At 62.6% G+C, this 22,214-nt stretch carries 22 protein-coding genes; 14 read left to right on the top strand and 8 right to left on the bottom strand.

All coding sequences use genetic code 11. The annotated features are described in order from the left end of the window. Positions 1-40 precede the first annotated feature (40 nt). From glpK to AB4Z25_RS00605, 3 genes are all read left to right on the top strand, one after another. Positions 41-1,534: a glycerol kinase GlpK gene (glpK, locus tag AB4Z25_RS00595; RefSeq protein WP_112537936.1), complete on the top strand. Its 1,494-nt coding sequence runs from the start codon at positions 41-43 to the stop codon at positions 1,532-1,534. A gap of 298 nt (positions 1,535-1,832) precedes the next feature. After that, the gene (locus AB4Z25_RS00600; protein ID WP_112537935.1) at positions 1,833-2,294 is read left to right on the top strand and encodes a nuclear transport factor 2 family protein; all 462 of its coding nucleotides are present in this window, start codon (positions 1,833-1,835) and stop codon (positions 2,292-2,294) included. Positions 2,295-2,306: 12 nt separating this feature from the next. Next, positions 2,307-2,864 (top strand): TetR/AcrR family transcriptional regulator, encoded by a 558-nt coding sequence (locus AB4Z25_RS00605; RefSeq protein ID WP_112537934.1) that lies wholly within the window; start codon positions 2,307-2,309, stop codon positions 2,862-2,864. Here the strand turns inward: AB4Z25_RS00605 and AB4Z25_RS00610 are convergent. Beyond that, a complete protein-coding gene (locus AB4Z25_RS00610; RefSeq protein ID WP_112537933.1) occupies positions 2,854-3,807 on the bottom strand; it encodes a hypothetical protein in 954 nt (317 codons plus the stop codon). The two genes, AB4Z25_RS00605 and AB4Z25_RS00610, sit on opposite strands and share 11 nt — an antisense overlap. A gap of 187 nt (positions 3,808-3,994) precedes the next feature. Here AB4Z25_RS00610 and AB4Z25_RS00615 point away from each other — a divergent pair, with 187 nt between their 5' ends. From AB4Z25_RS00615 to AB4Z25_RS00640, 6 genes are all read left to right on the top strand, one after another. After that, the gene (locus tag AB4Z25_RS00615; protein ID WP_112537932.1) at positions 3,995-4,369 is read left to right on the top strand and encodes a YciI family protein; all 375 of its coding nucleotides are present in this window, start codon (positions 3,995-3,997) and stop codon (positions 4,367-4,369) included. Beyond that, positions 4,366-5,625, top strand: coding sequence for an RNA polymerase sigma factor (locus tag AB4Z25_RS00620; RefSeq protein ID WP_112537931.1), 1,260 nt, complete (start codon positions 4,366-4,368; stop codon positions 5,623-5,625). The genes AB4Z25_RS00615 and AB4Z25_RS00620 overlap by 4 nt, the downstream gene beginning before the upstream one ends. A 102-nt stretch (positions 5,626-5,727) precedes the next feature. Then, the gene (locus AB4Z25_RS00625) at positions 5,728-6,195 is read left to right on the top strand and encodes an SRPBCC family protein (protein ID WP_112390294.1); all 468 of its coding nucleotides are present in this window, start codon (positions 5,728-5,730) and stop codon (positions 6,193-6,195) included. Between the two features lie 198 nt (positions 6,196-6,393). Further along, on the top strand, positions 6,394-7,455 hold the full coding sequence (locus AB4Z25_RS00630; RefSeq protein WP_112537930.1) for an LLM class flavin-dependent oxidoreductase: 1,062 nt from the start codon (positions 6,394-6,396) through the stop codon (positions 7,453-7,455). A gap of 43 nt (positions 7,456-7,498) precedes the next feature. Beyond that, on the top strand, positions 7,499-8,257 hold the full coding sequence (map, locus tag AB4Z25_RS00635; protein ID WP_112390296.1) for a type I methionyl aminopeptidase: 759 nt from the start codon (positions 7,499-7,501) through the stop codon (positions 8,255-8,257). A 178-nt stretch (positions 8,258-8,435) separates the two neighbouring features. Next, positions 8,436-9,668: an acyltransferase family protein gene (locus tag AB4Z25_RS00640; protein WP_112537929.1), complete on the top strand. Its 1,233-nt coding sequence runs from the start codon at positions 8,436-8,438 to the stop codon at positions 9,666-9,668. Positions 9,669-9,685: 17 nt separating this feature from the next. Here AB4Z25_RS00640 and AB4Z25_RS00645 read toward each other — a convergent pair whose 3' ends face one another. Next, a complete protein-coding gene (locus tag AB4Z25_RS00645; protein WP_112537928.1) occupies positions 9,686-10,276 on the bottom strand; it encodes a PadR family transcriptional regulator in 591 nt (196 codons plus the stop codon). Between the two features lie 158 nt (positions 10,277-10,434). On the opposite strand from AB4Z25_RS00645, the gene AB4Z25_RS00650 reads away from it, so the two are divergent. Both AB4Z25_RS00650 and sbmA read left to right on the top strand, forming a co-directional pair. Next, the gene (locus tag AB4Z25_RS00650) at positions 10,435-11,616 is read left to right on the top strand and encodes a YbfB/YjiJ family MFS transporter (protein WP_112538020.1); all 1,182 of its coding nucleotides are present in this window, start codon (positions 10,435-10,437) and stop codon (positions 11,614-11,616) included. 122 nt (positions 11,617-11,738) lie between these two features. Then, the gene (gene sbmA, locus AB4Z25_RS00655) at positions 11,739-13,007 is read left to right on the top strand and encodes a bacteroid development protein BacA (protein ID WP_112537927.1); all 1,269 of its coding nucleotides are present in this window, start codon (positions 11,739-11,741) and stop codon (positions 13,005-13,007) included. A gap of 217 nt (positions 13,008-13,224) precedes the next feature. Here sbmA and AB4Z25_RS00660 read toward each other — a convergent pair whose 3' ends face one another. Further along, positions 13,225-14,220, bottom strand: coding sequence for a polysaccharide deacetylase (locus AB4Z25_RS00660; RefSeq protein ID WP_112537926.1), 996 nt, complete (start codon positions 14,218-14,220; stop codon positions 13,225-13,227). Positions 14,221-14,345: 125 nt separating this feature from the next. Between AB4Z25_RS00660 and AB4Z25_RS00665 the strand changes: the two genes are divergently transcribed. The 3 genes from AB4Z25_RS00665 (at position 14,346) to der (ending at position 17,157) form a co-directional block, all read left to right on the top strand. Beyond that, positions 14,346-14,942, top strand: a complete 597-nt coding sequence (locus tag AB4Z25_RS00665) for an NnrU family protein (RefSeq protein ID WP_112537925.1) — start codon at positions 14,346-14,348, stop codon at positions 14,940-14,942. Between the two features lie 100 nt (positions 14,943-15,042). Further along, positions 15,043-15,726, top strand: coding sequence for a tetratricopeptide repeat protein (locus AB4Z25_RS00670; RefSeq protein WP_112537924.1), 684 nt, complete (start codon positions 15,043-15,045; stop codon positions 15,724-15,726). A 15-nt stretch (positions 15,727-15,741) separates the two neighbouring features. Then, positions 15,742-17,157 carry a ribosome biogenesis GTPase Der gene (gene der / locus AB4Z25_RS00675; RefSeq protein WP_442207803.1) on the top strand — a complete coding sequence of 472 codons (1,416 nt, stop codon included), beginning with the start codon at positions 15,742-15,744 and terminating at the stop codon, positions 17,155-17,157. A 253-nt stretch (positions 17,158-17,410) separates the two neighbouring features. Here der and AB4Z25_RS00680 read toward each other — a convergent pair whose 3' ends face one another. The 5 genes from AB4Z25_RS00680 to AB4Z25_RS00700 all read right to left on the bottom strand — a co-directional run bounded on the left by AB4Z25_RS00680 (position 17,411) and on the right by AB4Z25_RS00700 (position 22,213). Further along, positions 17,411-18,568: a glycosyltransferase family 4 protein gene (locus AB4Z25_RS00680; protein WP_112537922.1), complete on the bottom strand. Its 1,158-nt coding sequence runs from the start codon at positions 18,566-18,568 to the stop codon at positions 17,411-17,413. 139 nt (positions 18,569-18,707) lie between these two features. Further along, on the bottom strand, positions 18,708-19,619 hold the full coding sequence (locus tag AB4Z25_RS00685) for a sugar kinase (protein ID WP_112537921.1): 912 nt from the start codon (positions 19,617-19,619) through the stop codon (positions 18,708-18,710). 126 nt (positions 19,620-19,745) lie between these two features. After that, positions 19,746-20,093, bottom strand: coding sequence for a hypothetical protein (locus tag AB4Z25_RS00690; RefSeq protein WP_112537920.1), 348 nt, complete (start codon positions 20,091-20,093; stop codon positions 19,746-19,748). 151 nt (positions 20,094-20,244) lie between these two features. Next, on the bottom strand, positions 20,245-21,228 hold the full coding sequence (locus tag AB4Z25_RS00695) for an oligopeptide/dipeptide ABC transporter ATP-binding protein (RefSeq protein ID WP_112537919.1): 984 nt from the start codon (positions 21,226-21,228) through the stop codon (positions 20,245-20,247). After that, positions 21,221-22,213 (bottom strand): ABC transporter ATP-binding protein, encoded by a 993-nt coding sequence (locus tag AB4Z25_RS00700; protein WP_112515665.1) that lies wholly within the window; start codon positions 22,211-22,213, stop codon positions 21,221-21,223. The genes AB4Z25_RS00695 and AB4Z25_RS00700 overlap by 8 nt, the downstream gene beginning before the upstream one ends. Between the last annotated feature and the right edge of the window lies 1 nt (position 22,214).

The following is a 22,214-nucleotide window of genomic DNA, read 5'->3' on the forward strand; positions in this document are numbered from 1 at the left end:
ATCTATCTGAAAGCCGCTGAGCTTAGAGGGAGGGGCAGGCATGAGCGGGTATGTTCTGGCGATCGATCAGGGCACGACATCGACACGGGCAATCGTTTTCGATGGCGAGATGAAGATTGCAGGCGTCGGCCAGAAGGAGTTCACGCAGATCTATCCGCGCTCGGGATGGGTAGAACATGACCCGGAAGAGATCTGGGATTCGGTGGTTTCGACCATCCAGATGGCGCTGCGCGAAGCCAAGGTAAATGCGACTGACATTGCAGCACTCGGGATCACCAACCAGCGCGAAACCGTCGTCGTCTGGGAGCGTGCAACGGGAAAGCCGATCCAGAACGCCATCGTCTGGCAGGACCGCCGCACCGCCAGCTATTGCGACAATCTCAAGCGCCAGGACCTCGAAAAGCTCTTCACCAAAAAGACCGGCCTGATCCTCGATCCGTATTTCTCCGGGACCAAGCTGTCCTGGATGCTGGCCAATGTGAAGGGCGCGCGGGCCCGTGCCGCCAAGGGCGAACTCTGCTTCGGCACGATCGATACCTTCCTGATCTGGCGGCTGACCGGCGGCAGGAGCTTCGTCACTGACGCCACGAACGCCTCGCGGACGCTGATGTACAACATCGCCGACAATAGCTGGGACAGGGATCTGCTGGAGATCCTGCGCGTTCCGGCTGCCATGCTGCCTGAGGTGAAGGACTGCTCCGCCGATTTCGGCATCACCGAGAAGTCGCTGTTCGGCGCCGAGATCCCGATCCTCGGCGTTGCCGGCGACCAGCAGGCGGCGACCATCGGCCAGGCCTGCTTCGAGCCCGGCATGATGAAATCCACCTATGGCACCGGCTGCTTCGCGCTGCTCAATACCGGCTCCGACATGGTGCGCTCGAAGAACCGGCTGCTGACGACGATCGCCTACCGGCTGGACGGCGAGACGACCTATGCACTGGAGGGATCGATCTTCATTGCCGGAGCGGCGGTGCAGTGGCTGCGCGACGGTCTCGGGATCATCGATTCAGCTGGCGAAACCGGCAAGCTGGCCGAGAGCGCCGATCCCTCGCAGGAGGTCTATCTGGTGCCCGCCTTCACCGGCCTCGGGGCGCCCCACTGGGATCCGAAGGCGCGTGGCGCGATCTTCGGCCTGACCCGCAACAGCGGCCCGGCGGAGCTTGCCCGCGCGGCGCTCGAGGCCGTCTGCTACCAGACGCGGGATCTTCTCGATGCGATGCAGAAGGACTGGAAGAACGGCACCGACGATACCGTGCTGCGCGTCGATGGCGGCATGGTCGCCTCCGACTGGACGATGCAGCGGCTCTCCGATCTGCTCGATGCGCCCGTCGACCGGCCGGTGATCCTGGAGACCACCGCGCTGGGGGCTGCGTGGCTGGCCGGCAGCCGGGCGGGTGTCTGGCCGGATCGCAAAACCTTCTCCGCCAAGTGGAAGCGCAACAAGCGCTTCGAGCCCGATATGGATGAGAAGACGCGCGCCGCCAAGCTCAAGGGCTGGCGGAATGCGGTGAAGCGGACGCTGAGCGACGCTTAGCGGCCTCAGGCCGCGATCTGGTCTTGGCGGCTTGTCGAGCGTGGAGGAAGGCCTAGCCCCACCCGCCGCCGCCATGCTCGGGCTTGTCCCGAGCATCTGCAACGGCTGATGTAGGGGGCGTTGGATCCTCGGCACAAGGCCGAGGATGACGTCGAGGGTGCGTGCCGCTCGCGACGAGCCCCTGACAACACTCGCAAAATCACCACCGTCTTGAGTGTGCGCGAATGCCGCAACCTTGCTGCTTGCGTCTTTTGTACCGATCAGTACAATGCATCCTTATCAGTACAGGAGAAAGACGATGACTGCGCTTATTCCTCCCTTCACGCTTGAAACCGCCTTGCAGAAAGTCCGCCTCGCCGAAGACGGCTGGAACAGCCGGAATCCCGAGAAGGTTTCGCTCGCCTATACGCCTGACAGCGCCTGGCGAAACCGTGCCGAATTCGTCAACGGACGTCCGGAGATCGTTGCCTTCCTGTCACGCAAATGGGCCAAGGAGCTGGACTACCGGCTGATCAAGGAGCTGTGGGCGTTCCGGGAAAACCGCATTGCCGTGCGCTATGCCTATGAATGGCACGACGACAGTGGCAACTGGTTTCGCTCCTACGGCAACGAGAACTGGGAATTCGATGCCGACGGCTTGATGCAGCGGCGTTTCGCCTGCATCAACGACATGCCGATCAAGGAATCGGACCGCAAATACCATTGGCCGCTCGGCCGCCGCCCGGATGATCATCCGGGGCTGTCGGAGCTTGGCCTCTGAAGGATTGATGCCCTGAAGACCGTCTACGAACGCCGCGATGTCGTTCCCCTACTTGCCGAGATCTTTCGCGAGCTCGGCTATGAGGGCACGACGCTCAGCCGGATCACCGAACGCACCGGGATCGGCAAGGGCAGCCTCTACCACTTCTTCCCTGGCGGGAAGGAGGAGATGGCGGGCGCCGTGCTTGCCGAGGTCGACCGCTGGTTCGAGGACTTCATCTATGAGCCGCTGCGCCGCGACGAGCCCGCCGTGGCGATCGCGGCGATGTGGCGTGGCGTTGACGATTACTTCCGCTCGGGCGGGCGCATCTGCCTGGTCGGCGCCTTTGCGCTGGATGGGACACGAGAGCGCTTCAGCGAGGCGATCAACAGCTATTTCAGGCGCTGGGTCGGGGCGCTGGCCGGGGCGCTGACGCGGGCTGGCCGGAACTCCGGCGAGGCGCGGGCCGAGGCCGAGCAGGCGGTGCTGGGTATCCAGGGCGCGCTCGTTCTGTCGCGCGCCCTAGATGATCACGATGTCTTCCGCCGGGCAATCGCCGGCATGCAGTCGAGGCTGAAAGCTATTTCTTGAGCCAGGGGCTTCTGGTGCTCCAGAAGATGACGCTGGCGCCGAGATAGTCGTCGGCGAAGGCGGTGAATTCTTCCTTGGTGAAGGGCTTCTTGGTCTGCGGGTTCTTGTAGGTCAGCGTCGGCTCCTGCACGGCCATGCCGACATAGGCGAGCTTGCCCTTGTACTGGTTAAAGAACGCGTAGGAGTTCTTCATCTGCGCCTTGCGGTTCGGCACGATATCGGGACCGCCGAGGCCGATATTGTTCTTCGCCGCGAAGTCGAAGAGGCGGCTCATGTACTTGTGGTCGTTTTCCCATTCGCAGGGCCAGAAGTTGACGTACTGGACGACCATCGACTTTGAGAACGCCTTGCGAGCGAAGCCGAGATTTTCCATCTCGCCGGCAAAATAGGCGTCGCAGGTGAAATCCTTCGGCTCGTTCTTCGGGTCGAGGTCGATCGAAGTTTCAGGCAGGTTGATGCCGTAGACGCGGCCGTCGAATTTCTGGGCAAGCGCGGTCAGCAGCGCCTGATAACGGGCGCGCACGGCGGCGTTCCACTGCTGCGCCACCCAGCCGGAGCCGATGCCCTTGTTCTCGCCCGGATTGTCGAACTGCGGCGCAAGACCGCCGCCATATTCGGCGCCTTCGAGCATGTAGTCAGGGATGTTACGGGCCTTAGGATTGAAGAAGCGGTCCTGGACCTGGATGAACAGTTTCTTGTTCAGGCTCTCGGCGATCGCCAGATCCTTCTCGATCGGTGAGAAGTCGTATTCGCCCTTGGCCTTTTCCAGCATCTTCCAGTTATAGACCACCTGCGCGCCGCCGATATCCGGCCGCTCCAGCAAAGATTTTGCCGCCTCGATGTCGCCGGAGCCGGTATAGATGAAATTCTGCGGCGCGGCGCAGGCGGCGGAGGCCGCCACGGTGATCGCAGCCGATAGCAGCAGGCTTTTGAAAAGATGCATGTTTCGTCCTGAAATATGGTGTTGGAACTCCAGCCGCTGGAGACATCGAAGCCGAAGGTGGCAACTCGATGGCGAAACGCGGGATGGCCGATACAATCCCCAATGCTAAATTTGCCTGGCGTAATTTTTTGCTGCGCCGTGTCGGATGCCGGGTTACTCCTTCGTCATTGAGGAAGAGGAGTAACCGATGCTGTATGCGATCCTTTGCTATGCCAATGAAGAAACCGTCTTTTCCTGGTCGAAGGAAGAGGAGGATGCCGTCATGGCCAGGCTTTATGCGGTGCAGGAGCCGCTTGCCAAATCTGGCAAGCTCGGCCCCACCGGCCGGCTGATGCCGACGACTTCGGCAACAACGCTGCGCAAGGGCAAGGACGAGCCGCTGGTGCTCGACGGACCCTTCGCCGAAACCAAGGAAGCGCTCCTCGGTTTCTACTGCATCGACTTCGATACGCTGGATGAGGCGATTGCCTTTGCCAAGGACCTGTCGGCAGCCAATCCGGGCTCGACCTCCTATGAGATCCGCCCCTTCTACGTGTTCCATCCGGGAGATAGAGCCACATGACAGACATTGCCTGGATCGACGTGACGCTGGCTTCGGCCCGGCCGAAGGCGCTGGGCGCGCTGCTTCGCTATTTCCGCGATCTCGATATCGCGGAAGAGGCCTTTCAGGAGGCCTGCCTGCGCGCCATCCGCACCTGGCCGGACAAAGGCCCGCCACGCGATCCGACGGCATGGCTTGTATTCGTCGGCCGCAACAGCGGCATCGACGCGGTGCGCAAGCGGAAGAAGACGCAGGCGCTGCCGGATGAGGAGCTGATCTCCGATACGGAGGATGCCGAAAGCGATATCGCCGATCGGCTCGACGAATCCAATTATCGCGATGATATCCTGCGACTGCTGTTCATCTGCTGCCATCCGGATCTGCCGGCGACGCAGCAGATCGCGCTGGCGCTGCGCATCGTCTCCGGGCTGTCGGTGCAGCAAATCGCCAAGGCGTTCCTGGTTGGCGAGAGCGCCATGGAGCAGCGCATCACCCGCGCCAAGGCGCGTGTCGCCAAAGCAGGCGTACCCTTCGAGACGCCGGGACCGGAAGAGCGGGCTGAGCGGCTCACCATCGTCTCGACGATGATCTATCTGGTTTTCAACGAGGGCTATTCGCAGGGCGACCCGAAGCGCGATGCGGCCGCCTTCGCCGACGAGGCGATCCGTCTCGGGCGGCTGATGCTGCGGATCTTTCCGGGTGAACCCGAGATCATGGGGCTGCTGGCGCTGATGCTGCTGCAGATCTCGCGGCGCGAGGCGCGTTTCGACGCCAAGGGCGAGCTGGTTCTGCTCGAGGATCAGGACCGGACGCGCTGGAACGATGCGCTGATCAACGAGGCGCTGAACCTGCTCGACAAGGCGATCCGCCATCGCCGGCCCGGTCCCTATCAGATCCAGGCCGCGATCGCCGCGATCCATTCGCGCGCCAAGCGGGCGGAGGATACCGATTGGGAAGAGATCGAGATCCTCTACCGCGTGCTGGAGCGCCTGCAGCCTTCGCCGGTGATCACGCTGAACCGCGCGGTTGCCGTCTCCAAGCTCAAGGGGCCGGAAGAGGCGCTGGCGCTGGTCGATACGCTTGCCGAGAAGCTCGACGGCTATTTCTATTTCCATGGTCTGAGAGGCGGGCTGCTGAAGCAGATGGGGCGGACGCGCGAGGCGCGCGAGGCGTTCGACCGGGCGATCGCGCTCGCCAATTCCGCCGCCGAGGCCGCCCATATCCGCCTGCAGCTCGATGGCCTGCAGAAACCGCCAGTGCTGTCCGGCGTCAAATAAGCTTCGAAAAAATCGATCACGATGTCGGAATGGCGGGAGCCGCCACGTCCTTGGAATAACCTGATCGTACACAGGTTTCGCTATAACAGGAGGAATGCCGAAATGACCGCCACGACACAGCATGAACTGGTTCTCGTCCGTGAAATGGATGTGCCGCGCGAGAAGATCTACAAGGCCTGGACCGACGAGAATTCGATCAAGGAATGGTTCGTTCCGAAGCCCTGGACGATCGCCGAAGCCAAGCTCGATGTGCGCCCGGGTGGCTCCAGCTACGTCGTCATGCAGGATCCTGACGGCAACAAGTATCCGAATTCCGGGGTCTATCTGGAGCTCGTCGAAAACGAGAAGATCGTCTTCACCGATGCCTATACCAGCGGCTGGGTGCCGTCCGAAAAACCGTTCTTCACCGCCGTCATCCTGCTCGAAGATCTCGGCAACGGCCGGACGAAATATACCGCCAAGGCGCTGCACTGGCGTGCCGAGGACAAGGACGCCCACGAGAAGATGGGTTTTCACGAGGGCTGGGGTACCGTCGCCGGCCAGCTCGAGGAATATCTGAAGCGGACCTGACCGGCTTAAAGCGGGCGCTGAGGCGGCTTCGACTTCGATTCCGCCTGCGCCCGCAAGCCGTTGAATTTGGATTCGGATTGGCCGCTGGCCTGATCCCATCCAGCCATCAACTTTATCGAACGATGCGTTCCAGAATTTCCGTTTGCCCGGGGGCTTGCCGATCCTTATCTGAGGAGCAAGTTCAACAGGATGCCGACAATGGAACTGGGTCTCTATACTTTCGCCGATGTCAATCCCAATCCGAGCCGCAGCAAGGGCGCGGAGGGTGCCGAGCGGTTGAAGCATCTGATCGAGGAAATCGAGCTTGCCGACCAGGTGGGGCTCGATGTCTTCGGGCTTGGCGAGCATCACCGTCCTGACTATGCGGCCTCCGTTCCCGCCATGGCGCTGGCGGCGGCTGCGGTGAAGACTAAGAATATCCGGCTGACGAGCGCAGTGACCGTTCTGTCCTCCGAAGATCCTGTCCGCGTCTTCCAGCAGTTCGCAACGCTCGATCTGCTCTCCAATGGGCGCGCCGAGATCATGGCGGGGCGCGGTTCCTTCATCGAGTCTTTCCCGCTGTTCGGCTACAATCTCGAAGACTACGACCAGCTGTTCGAAGAGAAGCTCGATCTCTTGATGGCGCTGCGTGACGAGGAAGTCGTCAACTGGAAGGGCGAGCTGCGGGCGCCGATCAACGGGCGCGGCGTCTATCCGCGTCCGCTGCAGGATCCGCTGCCGCTGTGGATTGCCGTCGGCGGGACGCCGCAGTCGGTGGCGCGGGCAGGCGCCATGGGTCTGCCGGTGGCACTTGCGATCATCGGCGGCGAATATCCGCGCTTTGCGCCGCTCTTCGATCTCTATCGCGAGGCGGCACGCCGGGCAGGGCAGGACGCTTCGAAGCTAAAGACCAGCATCAACGTTCACGGCTTCATCGCCGATACGACCGAGGCGGCTGCCGACCAGTTCTACGGGCCGCAGGCCGAGGTGATGAACCGCATCGGGCGCGAGCGCGGCTGGGGGCCGACGAACCGAGCGCATTTCGATGCGGCGCGCGGACCGATCGGCAACCTCTTCCTGGGCAATCCGGAACAGGTGGCCGAGAAGATCGTTGCTGCGCACAAGGTGTTCGGGAATGACCGCTTCCTGCTGCAGATGGCGATCGGCCTGATGCCGCATGACCAGATCATGCGCGGCATCGAGCTCTACGGCACGAAAGTCGCGCCGCTGGTCAGAAAGGCATTGACTGAAACGGGCGAAGGCGCGAAAGCGACCGCCTAGACCCGCAATTGGCCTGCCGCCGATGCGGCAGCCGGGAAGAACGATGGTAATCGAAAACGACGACGAACTGGAAAAGCTGAAGGATGTCGGGCGCATCTGCGCCAACGCCATCCAGATCATGGCGGCAGCGCTTGAGCCGGGGATCACCACCCTGGAGCTCGACCAGATCGGCCGCAAGGTTCTCGAAGATGCAGGCGCCCGTTCGGCGCCTGAGTTCTGCTACCAGTTTCCCGGTGCGACCTGCATCAGCGTCAACGAGGAAATCGCCCACGGCATTCCCGGCCCGCGGGTGATCCGCCCGGGCGATCTCGTCAATATCGACGTCTCGGCCGAGAAGAACGGCTTCTTCGCCGACACCGGCGCCTCCTTCACCGTGCCGCCGGTCAAGCCGAAGATCGAGCGGCTCTGCCGTGACGGCAAGCGGGCGCTGTTCGTCGGCCTCAACCAGATCAAGTCGGGCGAGCCGCTGGCGAAGATCGGCAATGCCGTCGGCGCCTTTGCGGCGAAGAACCGCTACACGCTGGTCGCCAACCTGGCGAGCCACGGCGTCGGTCGGTCGCTGCACGAGGAGCCGGGCGAACTCTCGACATGGCCGGATCCTTCCGAAAAGCGGATCATGACCGATGGTCTTGTCTTCACCGTCGAGCCGTTCCTGTCGCTCGGCGCCACCTGGGCCGAGGGTGGCGACGATGCCTGGACGCTCTATGCCGATCCGCAGGCGCCGACCGTGCAATACGAGCATACGGTCGTTGCGACCCGCAACGGTCCGCTGATCCTGACGCTGCCGGATCTTGCTGCTTAACCGGGTAGGGCGCTCATCCTTTACGGCGCCCGGCGGCCAGGCTTAGCACCACACTCATCCGAATATTCAGGCGTCTACCGCCTATGGCCGATTAGCGGCTGCGGCATTTCCGCGGTACCGCTTGAGACATGCCGGCTGAACCGTTGCCTTGCCCGCCGGCTGTTGCGGAGGGTCGGGAATGCTGCAGAGACAACAGGGCAGTGGATCGGCCGTTCAGCACGGCTATCGCTCGGATATCGACGGGTTGCGCGCTGTCGCGGTTCTGTCCGTCGTCATCTTCCATGCCTTTCCCACCTGGCTGCCGGGCGGCCTTGTCGGCGTCGATATCTTCTTCGTGATTTCGGGCTATCTGATCAGCGGGCATATCCTGCAGCAGTTGCATGACGACCGCTTCTCGATCTTCGATTTCTATAGCCGCCGCATCCGCCGGATTTTTCCGGCGCTGATCGCCGTGCTGCTGTTCTGCCTGTGCGTTGGCTGGATCGCCTTGTCGGCGGCAGATAACCGGGAGCTTGGAGAGCATGTGGCGGGTGGCGCCGGTTTCGTCGCCAACCTGCTGTTCTGGTTCGAGATCGGCAGCCAGAAGGATGGCGGGATTTCCAATCCGCTGCTGCATCTCTGGTCGCTGGGCGTCGAGGAGCAATTCTACATCGTCTGGCCGCTGGCGGCCTGGATTGCCTGGCGGCGCGGCATGAACGTGATCAAGACGATCGCCGTCGTGGCGCTTGTCTCGATGATTGCCAATCTTGTCATCGTCTACCTTGACCGGACAACGGCATTCTACCTGCCGATTACCCGCTTCTGGGAGCTGCTTGCCGGTGCTGCACTGGCCGAGCTTGAGCGATCCCGCGGCAATCTTTCGAAACCGGCGGCCAATGCCGCCGCCATCTCCGGCATCGTGTTGCTGGTTCTGAGTTTCGCGCTGATCCGCGAGAAGCAGGCTTTTCCGGGCATCATCGCCGCCGCACCGGTTCTCGGAGCCGTGCTGGTGATTGCTGCGGGGAGGACCGCATTCCTGAAACAGGCGATCTTCAGCAATCCGATTGCCATCGCCGTCGGCCTGATCAGCTATCCGCTTTATCTGTGGCACTGGCCGCTCTTGTCGTTCGGCTACATCGTCGAGAAGGACACGCCGGCGCTTTCCGTTCGCATCGGCCTGCTTGCCGCCGGCTTTGCCCTTGCGGCCCTGACCTATCTGCTGATCGAAAAGCCGATCCGCTTTGGGCGGTTCAGGAAATCGGCCGTGGCCGTTCCACTGTTTGCGGTGATGACGGCGATTGGCGTTGCCGGATATTGGGTCGCGGAGCGCGACGGGCTGCCGGGCAGTTCGGTGCGGCGCGACATGGCGCAGATCGGCCCCGTCCTGCAAAAAGACGGCCGCCACGCAACGCGCGACGGCAGTCCGCTTTAAGGTCCGGCGTGGACAGCTCAGCCTTGCGGCTTGGCGTCACCGCCCTGGAGGATTTCCATTGCGGCGCGCTCCAGGATGCCTGAAATGCGGGCCGCTTCAGCCGGTGACCAGGGATGACGCATGCGCAGCGCCGAGCGGAGCAGTTCGCGGGCGGCGCGAACCTCACGGTCGTCGCGCATGAACTCCTCGTTTTCCTCGTGGCGGCGGCCATGCTGTTCCGGATCGAACATGCGGTTGACGAAGGCCATCTTCTCGCCGACGCGCTCAAGCTTGCTGAAAATGCCGTCAATCATGGCGCGGTTCTCCTCGACTTTGCGCTTGCCGCTTTCGGTGATCTTGTAAAGCTTCTTGGTGCCCTCGGCCTCGACTGCGGTCAGGCCGGTTTCTTCCAGGTAGGTCAGCGCCGGGTAGATGACCCCGGGGCTCGGCACGTAGAAGCCGCCGGAGCGCTCTTCCAGTACCTTGATCAGTTCATAGCCGTGGCGCGGCTGCTCGTTGAGCAGCGCCAGAAGCACGATCTGCAGATCGCCTGCCGAAAATTTCCGGCCCATTCCCATGCGGATCGCATCGCCGAACATGCCGCCGCCACCGCCTCTAAAGCCTCTCATAGCTCTTCCTTTCATCGTTAGTCATATCGAATGCTATGTCGTAAAACATATATCGTACGATATTGCGTTTCAAGATACACATCTCGAATTTCTGAAATTGATCGATCGATGAGAATTACTTGTTTGCGGTGCAGCAAGAACGGCGCGATAAGCGTGGCATGTTGGCACGCAATGACAATGAGCCCGTCAGTCTGTTCCGCACGGCGCTTGCCGGGATGATCGCCATGGCCGCGGCCATGGGCTTCGGGCGCTTCTCCTACACGCCGATCCTGCCGGGCATGATGAGCGGCGTTCCGCTCTCGGCATCGGATGCCGGCTTCATCGCCTCGGCGAATTTCGTCGGTTATCTCGCGGGTGCCATTCTTGCCGCCTATGGCTGGGCGGCGGGGCGGGAGCGCTTCGTGGCGCTGTCGGCTTTGGCACTCAGCACGCTGCTACTGGCAGCGATGGGCGTGACGACCTCGGTGCCCGTCTTCGCTGCAATCCGGTTCCTCGCCGGTCTCGCCAGCGCCTTTGCAATGATCTTCACCTCGTCGATCGTCCTCAGCCATGGGGCTGCAGCGGGGAACGACCATGTGCAATCGGCGCATTTCGGCGGGCCGGGGGCGGGGATCGCGCTATCGTCGGTCATGGTGCTGCTGATCGGTCTCCTCTATCCCGTTGTCGGCGCCTGGCGAGCCGACTGGTTCGGCGGGGCGATCTTCTCTGCGGTCAGTCTTGCCGCCGTCTGGTATCTGCTGCCGGCCGGCCCGGCACGTTCGCAGCAGTCAGGGCCGGAGCCTGCCATCCGCTGGAACCGGCCGATGACGCTGGTGACGCTTTCCTACGGCATTTTCGGCTTCGGCTATGTGATCACCGCCACCTTCCTCGTTGCCATCGCGCGCATGGATGCAGCCGGGCAGATGGTGGAGTTTCTCTGCTGGTTCATCGCGGGGCTGACATCGGCGGTCGCGCTGTTTGCCTGGAAGCCCTTCGTCAGGCCGCTTGGCCTCGGCGGCGTCTATGTGGCCGCGCTGGTGGTCGAGGCGGCGGGCGTTCTGGCCACCGTGATGCTGCCGCATTCGCTGGCGCCGCTGATCGGCGGTGGGTTGTTCGGCGCGACCTTTCTGGCCATAACCGCCTTCGGCCTGCAGATTGGCCGCAAGCTGTCGCCCGATAGCCCGCGGCGGATCTTCGCGATGATGACGGCGGCCTTCGGGCTCGGCCAGATCGTCGGGCCGCTGGTCGCCGGCTGGGTGGCGCAGGGCACCGGAAGCTTCACGCTGCCGACCTATATGGCGGCGGCCGCACTCGTCGTCTGCGCGCTCCTGGTGCTGCCGGTCATCAAGAAACTGGGATAAGCCGTTACAAATACGTAAGAATGGCCCGCGGCCATTGCTGCCTTCTTCGAACTGCCTTAATTTCCCGCACAATCAGTGCTGTCAAAGCAAATGCCGACTCTGTTCAAGAAAGCCGCGCAAACGTGTTCGTCTCCTATTTCCCGAAGCCGAAACTGTTCTTCACATCCGCTATCGTTTGGGCGCTGATCGGCGTTCTTCTCTGGTATTTCGGAGGCTCCAGCCTCGGTGCCGCGATCGGCCTGCCGCCACTGCCGGCCGGGGAGGAGGCAGTGATCGGCGTTTCCGTTTTCTGGTCGAAACCGTTCCTGTGGTTCTACATCTATTACGCGGTCTTCGTCGCCCTGTTCGCGGGCTTCTGGTTTACCTACAGCCCGCACCGCTGGCAGAATTGGTCGGTGCTCGGCTCGGCGCTGATCATCTTCAACACCTATTTCTCGGTGCAGGTGAGCGTGGCGATCAATGCGTGGTACGGTCCGTTCTACGACATGATCCAGCGGGCGCTGGCGCGTCAGGACCCCATCCCGAGCGCTGCCGACCTCTATTGGGGCATGACGGGTTTTGCGGGCATCGCCTTCGTCGCCATCACCGTCGGCGTGCTGAACCTGTTCTTCGTCAGCCACTATATCTTCCGCTGGCGCACGGCGATGAACGAATTCTACATGTCCTACTGGCCGAAGCTGCGCCATATCGAAGGCGCTTCGCAGCGTGTTCAGGAAGATACGATGCGCTTCTCGACCACGGTCGAAAGCCTTGGCGTCAACCTCGTCAGCTCGATCATGACGCTGATCGCCTTCCTGCCGGTGCTGTTCAAGTTCTCCAGCACGGTCACGGAGCTGCCGATCGTCGGCACGGTGCCGCATGCGCTCGTCTGGGCGGCAATCTTCTGGTCGCTGTTCGGTACGGTCTTTCTGGCGGCGGTCGGTATCAAGCTGCCGGGCCTCGAATTCCGCAACCAGCGCGTTGAAGCGGCCTACCGCAAGGAACTGGTTTATGGCGAGGACCATGACGACCGCGCGGATCCGATCACAGTGGCGCAGCTGTTCGCCAACGTGCGGCGCAACTACTTCCGCCTCTATTTCCACTACATGTATTTCAACGTTGCCCGCATCTTCTATCTGCAGGCGGACAATCTGTTCGGCACCTTCGTCCTCGTGCCGTCGATCGTTGCCGGCAAGCTGACGCTTGGCGTCATGAGCCAGATCCAGAATGTGTTCGGACAGGTGCGTGAATCGTTCCAGTATCTCGTCAATTCCTGGACGACGATCGTCGAGCTGCTGTCCATCTACAAGCGTCTTCGGACGTTCGAATCGGCGATTGATGGGGAGCCGTTGCCGGCGATCGATCAGCGGTATCTGGACCGTGAAGGTGGGGTTGTCCATCAGGACGGCTGAGCACCCGAGCTAACTTGCCGATAGCTTTGAGCGAGCAGCCCCCTCATTCGGCTGCCGCCACCTTCTCCCCGATGGGGAGAAGGGAACGAGCCTTAAGCGCTCGCTTCCTCTTTACGCAAGTTTTGTGGATGCCGCCGCCAGACTTCCCTTCTCCTCAGCGGGGAGAAGGTGCCCGAAGGGCGGATGAGGGGGCCGCTTGCGCTGACGCCAGTAGACGTTACAGCCCCGAAGCGTCCTGCTCTTTCAATTTCCCGCGCGCCAAAATCATCGGAATCGCCTCGGAATAGCTGACGCAAGCGACATCGCTCCTGTGGCAGACGTCGCTGACCAGCCGGTCGAGTGCCCGCCAATAGGCGCCGCCGTTCATTTCGACGAAATGGAAGCCGAGCTGCAGCGGGATGCGGTTGCCAGCATATTGCTTGTCGAAGGCTTCCTTGAAGGCGGCGTAGGAGCGCTCTTCGAAGGTCTTGCTGTCGGCGGCGTCTTCTTCGCCCTTGGAGTGGCGGACGAAGAGGTTGTAGTCCATGCCGATGATCGGACGGTCCTTCGGACCCTCGGGGATCAGCGGCAGACCGAAGCGGATGATGCCGTCTTCGATGACCGGCATGGCCGGTCCCTTGGTGACGAGGCTGGCGTCATAGGTGAAGCCCGCCTTCTTTTCCGCCGTGATCATGTCGCTGCCCGCCGTTGCCGAGAGGTAGGGGGCGCGAAAACCCTTGATGCCGTGATCGGCGAGATCCTGCCAGCCATTGGGCTCCTCGAGGCCGACACTCTTCCAGGCATTCTTCAGCGTCGTCTTGAAGGTCGTGTATTCATCCGACCAGTCGGCAGCGCTCCACTGGCGGCCGTCGAAGTGGCCGCAGGCATGGCTGGAGATGTCGTGTCCCTCCAGATGGGCGTGCCAGATGTTGCCGAGCCGCTCGCGGATTTCATCATCGCTCTGGGCGAAGCCGACATTCGACTTTCCGCGTTTCTGATGAGGGGCTTGGTAGGCCTTCTTCGCATCCTGATTCATCAGGAAGGTGCAGGAGAGGAAATAGGTGAAGTGGGCGCCGTTCTTGGCCGCCATCTCGCGGCTCTTCTGCCATAGCGCGTTGTCGTGGGCGCCGTCGAAGGAGATGATGACGAGCTGCTTCGGCTGATCGGCAGCGATGGCTGCGGAGGGCAGGGCAACGGAAAGGGCGAGACAGGCAGAGGAAATGGAACGAAACATGGGCACCGCGACAATTTGTTTGCGGCTTTCCTGTTACAGAATTGCGGCGAAGCTGCGGTCGCGCTGGCATTTTCGCCGGTCAACCGGTATCCAGCATCAGCATCTATCAATCAGGAATATCAGCCATGGCCTTGCTTGCCTTAAGCCTCGTTCTTTTCCTCGGTCTTCATCTGATCCGCGTCGTCGCACCCAGCTTCCGGCTGGCGATGATGGAGAAGCTCGGCAAGCCCGTGTGGATCGCCTTCCATTCGATCGCCAGCATCCTGACGCTTGTGTTCGTCGCCTATGCCTTCGTGACGGCGCGCAGCGAGCCGATCGGCATGCTCTACAATCCGCCTGCGGGCATGGCGCATCTGACCGTGACGCTGATGCTTGTCGCCGTCATCTGTTTCGTCGCCGGCTTTCTGCCGGCGGGCCATATCCGGGCAAAGACCAAGCATCCGGTGGTGCTGTCGGTGAAGATCTGGGCGCTCGCCCACCTGCTGTCGAACGGCGAGGCCTATTCCGTGCTGCTGTTTGCCGCGTTTCTCGCCTGGGGTGTCATCCTGCGCATCTCGCTGAAGCGCCGCTGGCGCCGCGGCGAGATCACCCTTCCGGTGTTCGTTTCTGGCAAATACGATCTCTATGCCGGGGTCATCGGCGTCATCGTCTGGGCACTGATGATCTGGCGCGTGCATGAATGGCTGATCGGCGTGGCGCCGCTGCCGATGCTGGCTTCCTGAGGAATCTCAGATATCCCCCTTACATCGGCCGCAAAATGGGGTAGAAGGCCCAACAATATGCGCAAACGCATAAACTGGGCTTTTCCTGCCGGAGACGAGAATGGCATTCAACGACGACAGCTTCATTCGTGAAGTCAATGAGGAACTGCGTTCCGACCAGATGAAGGGCGCATGGCGCCGCTTTGGCCGCTACCTGATCGCGCTCGCCGTCCTGATCGTTCTCGGCACCGTCGGCTTCAAGGTCTACCAGTATTGGGACGACAATGCCTCGTCCAGCACCGGCGACCAATTCCTGGCGGCGATGAAGCTGTCAGACGAGAACAAGAACGACGAAGCGATCGCTGCTCTCGACAAGCTGGAGAAGGAAGGCCATGGCGCCTATCCGGTTCTGGCCCGCATGCGCGCCGCGACTGTCCTGTCGGCCAAGGGCGATAATGCCGGCGCCGTTGCTGCCTTCCAGGTGATCGGCAAGGATCAGTCGGTTCCGGAAGCCGTGCGCAGCGCGGCCAAGCTTCGCGCCGGCTGGTTGCTGATCGATACCGGTACCTACGACCAGGTCGTTGCCGAACTCGAGGACATGGCGATCCCGGCCAATGCCTTCCGCCACTCGGCCCGCGAAGCGCTCGGCATTGCCGCCTACAAGGCCGGCAACATGACGCAGGCGCGTACCTGGTTCACGCAGATCACTGAAGATGCCGCGAGCCCGCGCAATGTTGCCAACCGGGCGCAGATGATGCTTGATAATATCACCGCATCCGGCAAAGCGCCCGCCGCACAGGGCTGAGCTTAAGGAAACCTGATGAGTTTTACGGTCGCCATCGTCGGTCGCCCGAATGTCGGTAAATCGACGCTTTTCAACCGCCTGGTTGGGAAGAAGCTGGCGCTTGTCGATGACACGCCGGGCGTTACCCGCGACCGCCGTCCTGGCGACGCGCGGCTGATGGGCCTGACCTTCACTATCATCGACACCGCCGGTCTCGAAGAGGCCGACGAAGAGAGCCTGCAGGGCCGCATGCGCATGCAGACGGAAGCGGCGATCGACGAGGCGGATCTTTCGCTCTTCGTCGTCGATGCCAAGTTCGGCCTGACGCCTGTCGACAAGGACCTCGCCGAGATGCTGCGCCGCCGCGGCAAGCCGGTGGTGCTGGTTGCCAACAAGTCGGAAGCCAAGGGTTCCGATGGCGGGTTCTACGACGCCTATACGCTCGGCCTCGGCGAACCGACGCCGATTTCTGCCGAACACGGCCAGGGCATGCTCGATCTGCGCGACGCCATCGTCGAGGCGATCGGCAAGGACCGCGCCTATGCCAAGCAGGAAGACGACGCCGTCACCGACGTCGATGTCCGCGACGAATTCGAAGACGACGACTACGAGCCCGAATACCACGACACCAAGCCGTTGCGCGTGGCGATCATCGGCCGTCCGAATGCCGGCAAGTCGACTCTGATCAACCGCTTCCTCGGCGAAGACCGTCTGCTGACGGGTCCGGAAGCCGGCATTACCCGCGACAGCATTTCCGTCGAGTGGGACTGGCACGGCCGGACGATCAAGATGTTCGATACCGCCGGCATGCGCAAAAAGGCGCGCGTCACCGAGAAGCTTGAAAAGCTGTCGGTTGCGGATTCGCTGCGCTCGATCCGCTTTGCCGAAACGGTGGTGATCGTCTTCGATTCGACTATTCCGTTCGAAAAGCAGGACCTGCAGCTGGTGGATCTGGTGATCCGCGAAGGCCGCGCCGCGGTTCTCGCCTTCAACAAGTGGGACATGATCGAGGATCAGCAGGCGGTGCTTGCCGATCTCCGGGAGAAGACCGAGCGGCTGCTACCGCAGGCGCGCGGTATCCGCGCCGTACCGATCTCCGGCCAGACCGGCCGCGGGCTCGACAAGCTGATGCAGTCGATCATCGAGACCGACCGCGTCTGGAACAAACGCATCTCGACCTCGAAGCTCAATCGCTGGCTGGAGCAGCAGCAGGTGCAGCATCCGCCGCCCGCCGTCTCCGGCCGCCGCCTGAAGCTGAAATACATGACGCAGGTCAAGGCCCGCCCGCCGGCCTTCATGATTTCCTGCACGCGCGCCGATTCCCTGCCGGAATCCTACACGCGCTTCCTGATCAACAGCCTGCGCGTCGATTTCGACATGCCGAGCGTGCCGATCCGGATCCACTACCGCGAGAAGGAAAACCCTTACGAGGGGAAGAGGCGGCGGACTTAGGGTTAGCTAGCCTTTTAGCTTTGAGCGTGCGGCCCCCTTATCCGGCTGCCGCCACCAACCGGGGTCGAGCCGACAGTCTCGACCCGTCCTTCGGACCCCCGCTGGGGAGAAGGGATTCGCCGCGCCGTTCCGCTTGATGGTGCAGGAATGAATACGCTGATGTTTTCCCTTCTCCCCAGCGGGGAGAAGGTGCCCGTAGGGCGGATGAGGGGGCTGCTTGCGTCAACCTCAAATTACTTCAGGCCTCAACCAATCACTCCGCAGCGATCGCCGCCTTCCGCCTTGGCAGGGTCTTGGCATATTGCCAGGCGCGCTTCCATTTCGGGGCGATGACGCCGTTGGCGGCGCGGATGTTGTTGATGAACTGCTGCGTCGCCGCTTCCCAGGAATAGTTCAGCGCCAGCTCGCGGGCTTTTTCGCGGGAGGCCGAAAGTGCGGCAAGGCAGGCGGCACGCAGGTCATCATCAAGTGCGCCGACCTCGCCATCGTCGCCGATGATGTCGAGCGGGCCGGTGACCGGATAGGCGGCGACCGGGACGCCGGAGGCGAGCGCCTCCAAGATGGTGTTGCCGAAGGTGTCGGTCAGCGACGGGAAGACAAAGACGTCGGCCTGGGCGTAGATCGCGGCCAGTTCCTCGCCGAACTTGATGCCGGTGAAGAGAACATCGGGGTAGCGCTTGGCAAGCTCGGCACGGGCCGGGCCATCGCCGACGACGACCTTCGAGCCGGGCAGATCGAGATCGAGGAAGGCGGGCAGGTTCTTTTCCAGTGCCACACGGCCAACGGTCATGAAGACGGGGCGCTGCAGGCCGAAAGGCCTTTCCTCAAGTTCGGCCGGATGGAACTGCGAGGCGTCGATGCCGCGTGTCCAAGGCATCAGGTTGCGGATACCCTTTTCCGCCAGTTCGCGGGCGAGGCTGGGGGTCGCCACCATGCAGCCGGCGCCCGAATTGTGAAACCAGCGCACGAAGGCGTAGAGCCAGCTCTTCGGCACCGGCAGGCGGGCCGAGACATATTCCGGAAAGCGGGTATGATAGCTGGTGGAGAAGGGCATTCGGTTCTTCAGGCACCAGCGCCGCGCCGTCAGCCCGAGCGGGCCTTCGGTGGCGATGTGAACGTAGGACGGCCGGTGCTTTTCGATCTCGCGGGCAACGCGGCCATAGCGGGCGACTGACAGGCGGATCTCAGGATAGGTCGGGCAGGGGAAGCTCGCGAAGCGCTCTGGCGTGACCATCGACACCTCGACGCCCATCTTCGCCAGTTCGCGATTGGTGTTCTCGATCGAGCGCACGACACCATTGACCTGCGGGTGCCAGGCGTCGGTAACGATGACAAGGCGTTCCGGCATCTGGCCAGGCCCGGCATTGGCCCAGCTCTCGCCACTCAGGCTCTTCGAAGGATGTTGAAGCATATCCCGTATCCATCCAGGCCGCCGGCTTCGGCGGACACGACCCCAGGCGGGCTTGCTCCACAGATGGAGCGATTCCCGCGTGCCTTATTTTGAAGGCTTTCCGTGATGGATTTATTACAGAGCGCCTGGAGAGCCGGGCCTAGAGCCCAAGCTTGTCCCTGGCAACCAGCGCGCCATGTTCGCTGACGACACGGGCTGCGACCTTGGCGGCGAAGCGGGCGCTTGTCTCGGCGTCTTTGGTCTCCAAGTATTTCGCCAGGAAGGAACCGTTGAAGCTGTCGCCGGCGCTGGTCGTGTCGACGACGGTCTCGACCTTTTCGGCCGGAACCATCGCACGCTTGCCTTCGAAATCCAGCGTGGCGCCATCGGCGCCGTTCTTGACGACGATGTTGGGCGCGCCGAGCGCGCGGTAGCGGTGGATGGTCGCCTCGATCGAATCGTCGCCGAAATGCGAGGCTTCGTCGTCGAAGCTCGGCATGACCAGCGTCGAGGCGCGGGCGCCCTCGCTGATGACCGTGTGCATCACGTCATAGCTCGACCAGAGCCGCGGGCGGATGTTCGGATCGAAAACCACCAGCTTGCCGGAGGCCTTGGCGCGGCGGGTTTCGGCCAGCAGCGTATCGGTATCCTCGCGCGGCAGGATGGCGAGCGTGATGCCGGAGAAATAGATGACGTCGGAGGCTTCCACCGCTTCGCGCAGGCGGTCGGGGTCGGCGGCCAGCTGCCTGGCGGCGGAGCTGTCGCGCCAATAGCTGAACGAGCGTTCGCCGTTCCTGAGATTGATCATGTAGAGGCCGGGCGCCTTGCCCTTGATGCGGCGGATATGGTCCGTGCCGATGCCGTGGCTCTCGAAGAAGGCGGCCATCTCGTCGGACATGGCGTCGTCGCCGAGCGCGGTGAAGTAATCGACGGCCCAGGAGGAGGGCATGCAGGCGCGGGCATACCAGGCTGTGTTCAGCGTATCTCCGGCAAAGCCTTTTCGCAGCAGGCCTTCACCCGCCTGCGACAGCTCCACCATGCATTCACCGATCGAAAGAAAGCGTCCGCTCAAATCAGCCTCCCGGAATTCCTAAGCGTCTGCTGCTTACGCGCAGAGGCTTCAGGTGGCAAGCGCACAGGACGCGCAAACGGCCCGCTTTGGGCGGGCCGTCTGTTTTCGAAACGCAGTTTTTGAAGCTTAGCCGATTTCCGGGCAGCCACGGCGATTGGCGAAAATGATCCGGTCAGGACCACCGCGCGTCCAGCCGCGAACGGTGACACTGCGGTCTGTGACGCGCACGACTTCGGCGCGACGCAGGCCCGCATCGCGGGCGGCCATCACGGCTTCGCGCGGGCTGCAGCCGCGGCGGAAATCGCGATCACGGTCACCGTAGCGGTCCCTGTCGCGGTCACGATCGTAAATGCGTACGCCGTCGGGACCAATGCGGAACTGCACGTCCTGCGCCTGCGCAAAGCTTGCGGGCAGCGCGACGCTGCCCAGGGTGAGTGCCAGAGCAAGACCGGCATTCGAGATCAATTTCAGCATTATTCTTTCCTCCATTCGGAGCCCTACCAAGACCCGGAACATGTATTTTACGAGAGGGGAAACTGCCCCGGAGCGTCATTTGTTCCGCTCCGGGGCAAGCGCTGGAGCTGTCCGCGTGTTGCGCGCGTCAGTCGCCAGGGCGGATTTGAGATCAGCGATCCATGTGATAGCAGGCCGCCGATTGCCCGGGCCGAACCTGCTCTGTCGGCGGCATTTCGGTGCGACAGATGTCGGTCGCCTTCCAGCAGCGGGGCGAGAAGACGCAGCCCTTCGGCGGGTTGAGCGGCGAAGGCGGATCGCCCTGCAGACGGATGCGGGTGCGCTGCCGGGCAAGCTTCGGATCCGGGATCGGGGCTGCCGAGAAGAGCGCCTGCGTATAGGGGTGAGCGGGGTTTTCGAACACCGTCGCGCAATGGCCTGCCTCGACAACCTTGCCGAGATAGAGCACCAGCACGTCATCCGAAATCAGCCGCACGACCGAAAGGTCATGGCTGATGAAGATCAGCGTCAGGCCGAATTCCTTGCGCAGCTTTCTGAGCAGGGTGATGACCTGGCCCTGGATCGAGACGTCGAGAGCCGAGACCGGCTCGTCGCAGATGATCAGCTTCGGCTTGGTCACGACGGCACGGGCAATGCCGATACGCTGCGCCTGGCCGCCCGAGAACTCATGCGGGTAGCGGTTGATCATTTCAGGCACGAGGCCGACGGCATTCATGATGTCGCGGACGCGCTCCAGGCGCTGTGCTCTCGACAGCTTCGGCTCGAAGACGGTCAGCGGTTCGGCGATGATGTCGCCGACCGTCATGCGCGGATCGAGCGAGGCGATCGGGTCCTGGAAGATGATCTGCATGTCGCGGCGTGCGGCCCGCATCTCCTCGTCGGAAAGATCGAGCAGGTTGCGGCCCTGCCAGAGGATGCGGCCTTTCTGCGAGGTCAGCAGGCGCAGGATGGAGCGGCCGAGCGTGGACTTGCCGCAGCCGGACTCGCCGACGATGCCGAGCGTGCGGCCTTCCTTGAGATCGAAGCTCACATTGTTGACCGCCGTCAGCATGACCGGCGGTTTGAAGAAGCCCTTGGCGGGCAGTTCGAACTGGGTCGTCAGGTTCTCGACCCGAAGCAGGGAACGGTCAGCCATGGATCAGAAGCTCCTCGCGGCGCGGGAATGGGTGATAGCAGGCGGCACAGTGGCGTGGCGCCAGCGTTTCGAGGGTTGGCGGGCGATCGATGCAATCGTCCTGGACCTGCGAACAGCGGGGCGAGAAATTGCAGCCCTTCGGCAGGTGTTGCAGGTTCGGCGGCCGTCCGGGAATGACGACGAGTTCGTCGACATCCTGATCCGGACGCGGGATCGAGGCATGAAGTGCTGCCGTGTAGGGATGTGCCGGGTTGTCGAAGAGTTCGTCGACCGGCGCTTCCTCGACGATGCGGCCGGCATACATGACGGCGACGCGGTCGGCGAGGCCGGCGACGACGCCGAGATCGTGGGTGATCATCACCAGCGCCGTGTTCATCTCCGAGGTCAGGTCGTTGAACAGATCGAGGATCTGCGCCTGGATGGTGACGTCGAGCGCGGTCGTTGGTTCGTCGGCGATCAGGAGCTTTGGCTTGGTCAGGAGCGCCATGGCGATGACGATGCGCTGGCGCATGCCGCCGGAGAGCTCGTGCGGGTAGAGGTTGAAGCGCCTGTCCGGGTCAGGAATGCCGACCCGCTTCAGCATGTCGAGCGCTTCGGCGGAGGCGGCACGCGCGGTGAAGCCGCGATGAACCTCAAGCTGTTCCGTCAGTTGCCGGGAAATCCTCAGAGACGGATTCAAGGCGGTCATCGGGTCCTGGAAGACCATGGCCATGTCCTTGCCGCGCACCTGGTCGAGCTCCTTCGGCTTCAGCGACAGCACGTCGCGTCCTTCGAGCAGCGCCTGACCCGATGTCCTGCCGTTCTTGGCAAGCAGGCCCATGACGCCGAGGAAGGTCTGGCTCTTGCCGGAGCCGGATTCGCCGACGATGGCGACACGCTCGCCGCGCTTGATCGACAGGTTCATGTTGGAGACGGCTTTTACCTGGCCGTCGGGGGTCTCGAAGGTGATCGAGTAGTCTTTGAGTTCCAGAAGGTTTTCGGTCATG

It is taken from the genome of Rhizobium sp. RAF36, assembly GCF_052114105.1.
Lineage (GTDB): Bacteria > Pseudomonadota > Alphaproteobacteria > Rhizobiales > Rhizobiaceae > Rhizobium.

Coding starts and splice junctions, on each gene's coding strand:
- glpK (WP_112537936.1), top strand. CDS start 41: ATGAGCGGGTATGTTCTGGCGATCGATCAGGGCACGACATCGACACGG.
- AB4Z25_RS00600 (WP_112537935.1), top strand. CDS start 1,833: ATGACTGCGCTTATTCCTCCCTTCACGCTTGAAACCGCCTTGCAGAAA.
- AB4Z25_RS00610 (WP_112537933.1), bottom strand. CDS start 3,807: ATGCATCTTTTCAAAAGCCTGCTGCTATCGGCTGCGATCACCGTGGCG.
- AB4Z25_RS00615 (WP_112537932.1), top strand. CDS start 3,995: ATGCTGTATGCGATCCTTTGCTATGCCAATGAAGAAACCGTCTTTTCC.
- AB4Z25_RS00620 (WP_112537931.1), top strand. CDS start 4,366: ATGACAGACATTGCCTGGATCGACGTGACGCTGGCTTCGGCCCGGCCG.
- AB4Z25_RS00625 (WP_112390294.1), top strand. CDS start 5,728: ATGACCGCCACGACACAGCATGAACTGGTTCTCGTCCGTGAAATGGAT.
- AB4Z25_RS00630 (WP_112537930.1), top strand. CDS start 6,394: ATGGAACTGGGTCTCTATACTTTCGCCGATGTCAATCCCAATCCGAGC.
- map (WP_112390296.1), top strand. CDS start 7,499: ATGGTAATCGAAAACGACGACGAACTGGAAAAGCTGAAGGATGTCGGG.
- AB4Z25_RS00640 (WP_112537929.1), top strand. CDS start 8,436: ATGCTGCAGAGACAACAGGGCAGTGGATCGGCCGTTCAGCACGGCTAT.
- AB4Z25_RS00645 (WP_112537928.1), bottom strand. CDS start 10,276: ATGAGAGGCTTTAGAGGCGGTGGCGGCGGCATGTTCGGCGATGCGATC.
- AB4Z25_RS00650 (WP_112538020.1), top strand. CDS start 10,435: ATGTTGGCACGCAATGACAATGAGCCCGTCAGTCTGTTCCGCACGGCG.
- AB4Z25_RS00660 (WP_112537926.1), bottom strand. CDS start 14,220: ATGTTTCGTTCCATTTCCTCTGCCTGTCTCGCCCTTTCCGTTGCCCTG.
- AB4Z25_RS00665 (WP_112537925.1), top strand. CDS start 14,346: ATGGCCTTGCTTGCCTTAAGCCTCGTTCTTTTCCTCGGTCTTCATCTG.
- AB4Z25_RS00670 (WP_112537924.1), top strand. CDS start 15,043: ATGGCATTCAACGACGACAGCTTCATTCGTGAAGTCAATGAGGAACTG.
- der (WP_442207803.1), top strand. CDS start 15,742: ATGAGTTTTACGGTCGCCATCGTCGGTCGCCCGAATGTCGGTAAATCG.
- AB4Z25_RS00680 (WP_112537922.1), bottom strand. CDS start 18,568: ATGCTTCAACATCCTTCGAAGAGCCTGAGTGGCGAGAGCTGGGCCAAT.
- AB4Z25_RS00690 (WP_112537920.1), bottom strand. CDS start 20,093: ATGCTGAAATTGATCTCGAATGCCGGTCTTGCTCTGGCACTCACCCTG.
- AB4Z25_RS00695 (WP_112537919.1), bottom strand. CDS start 21,228: ATGGCTGACCGTTCCCTGCTTCGGGTCGAGAACCTGACGACCCAGTTC.
- AB4Z25_RS00700 (WP_112515665.1), bottom strand. CDS start 22,213: ATGACCGAAAACCTTCTGGAACTCAAAGACTACTCGATCACCTTCGAG.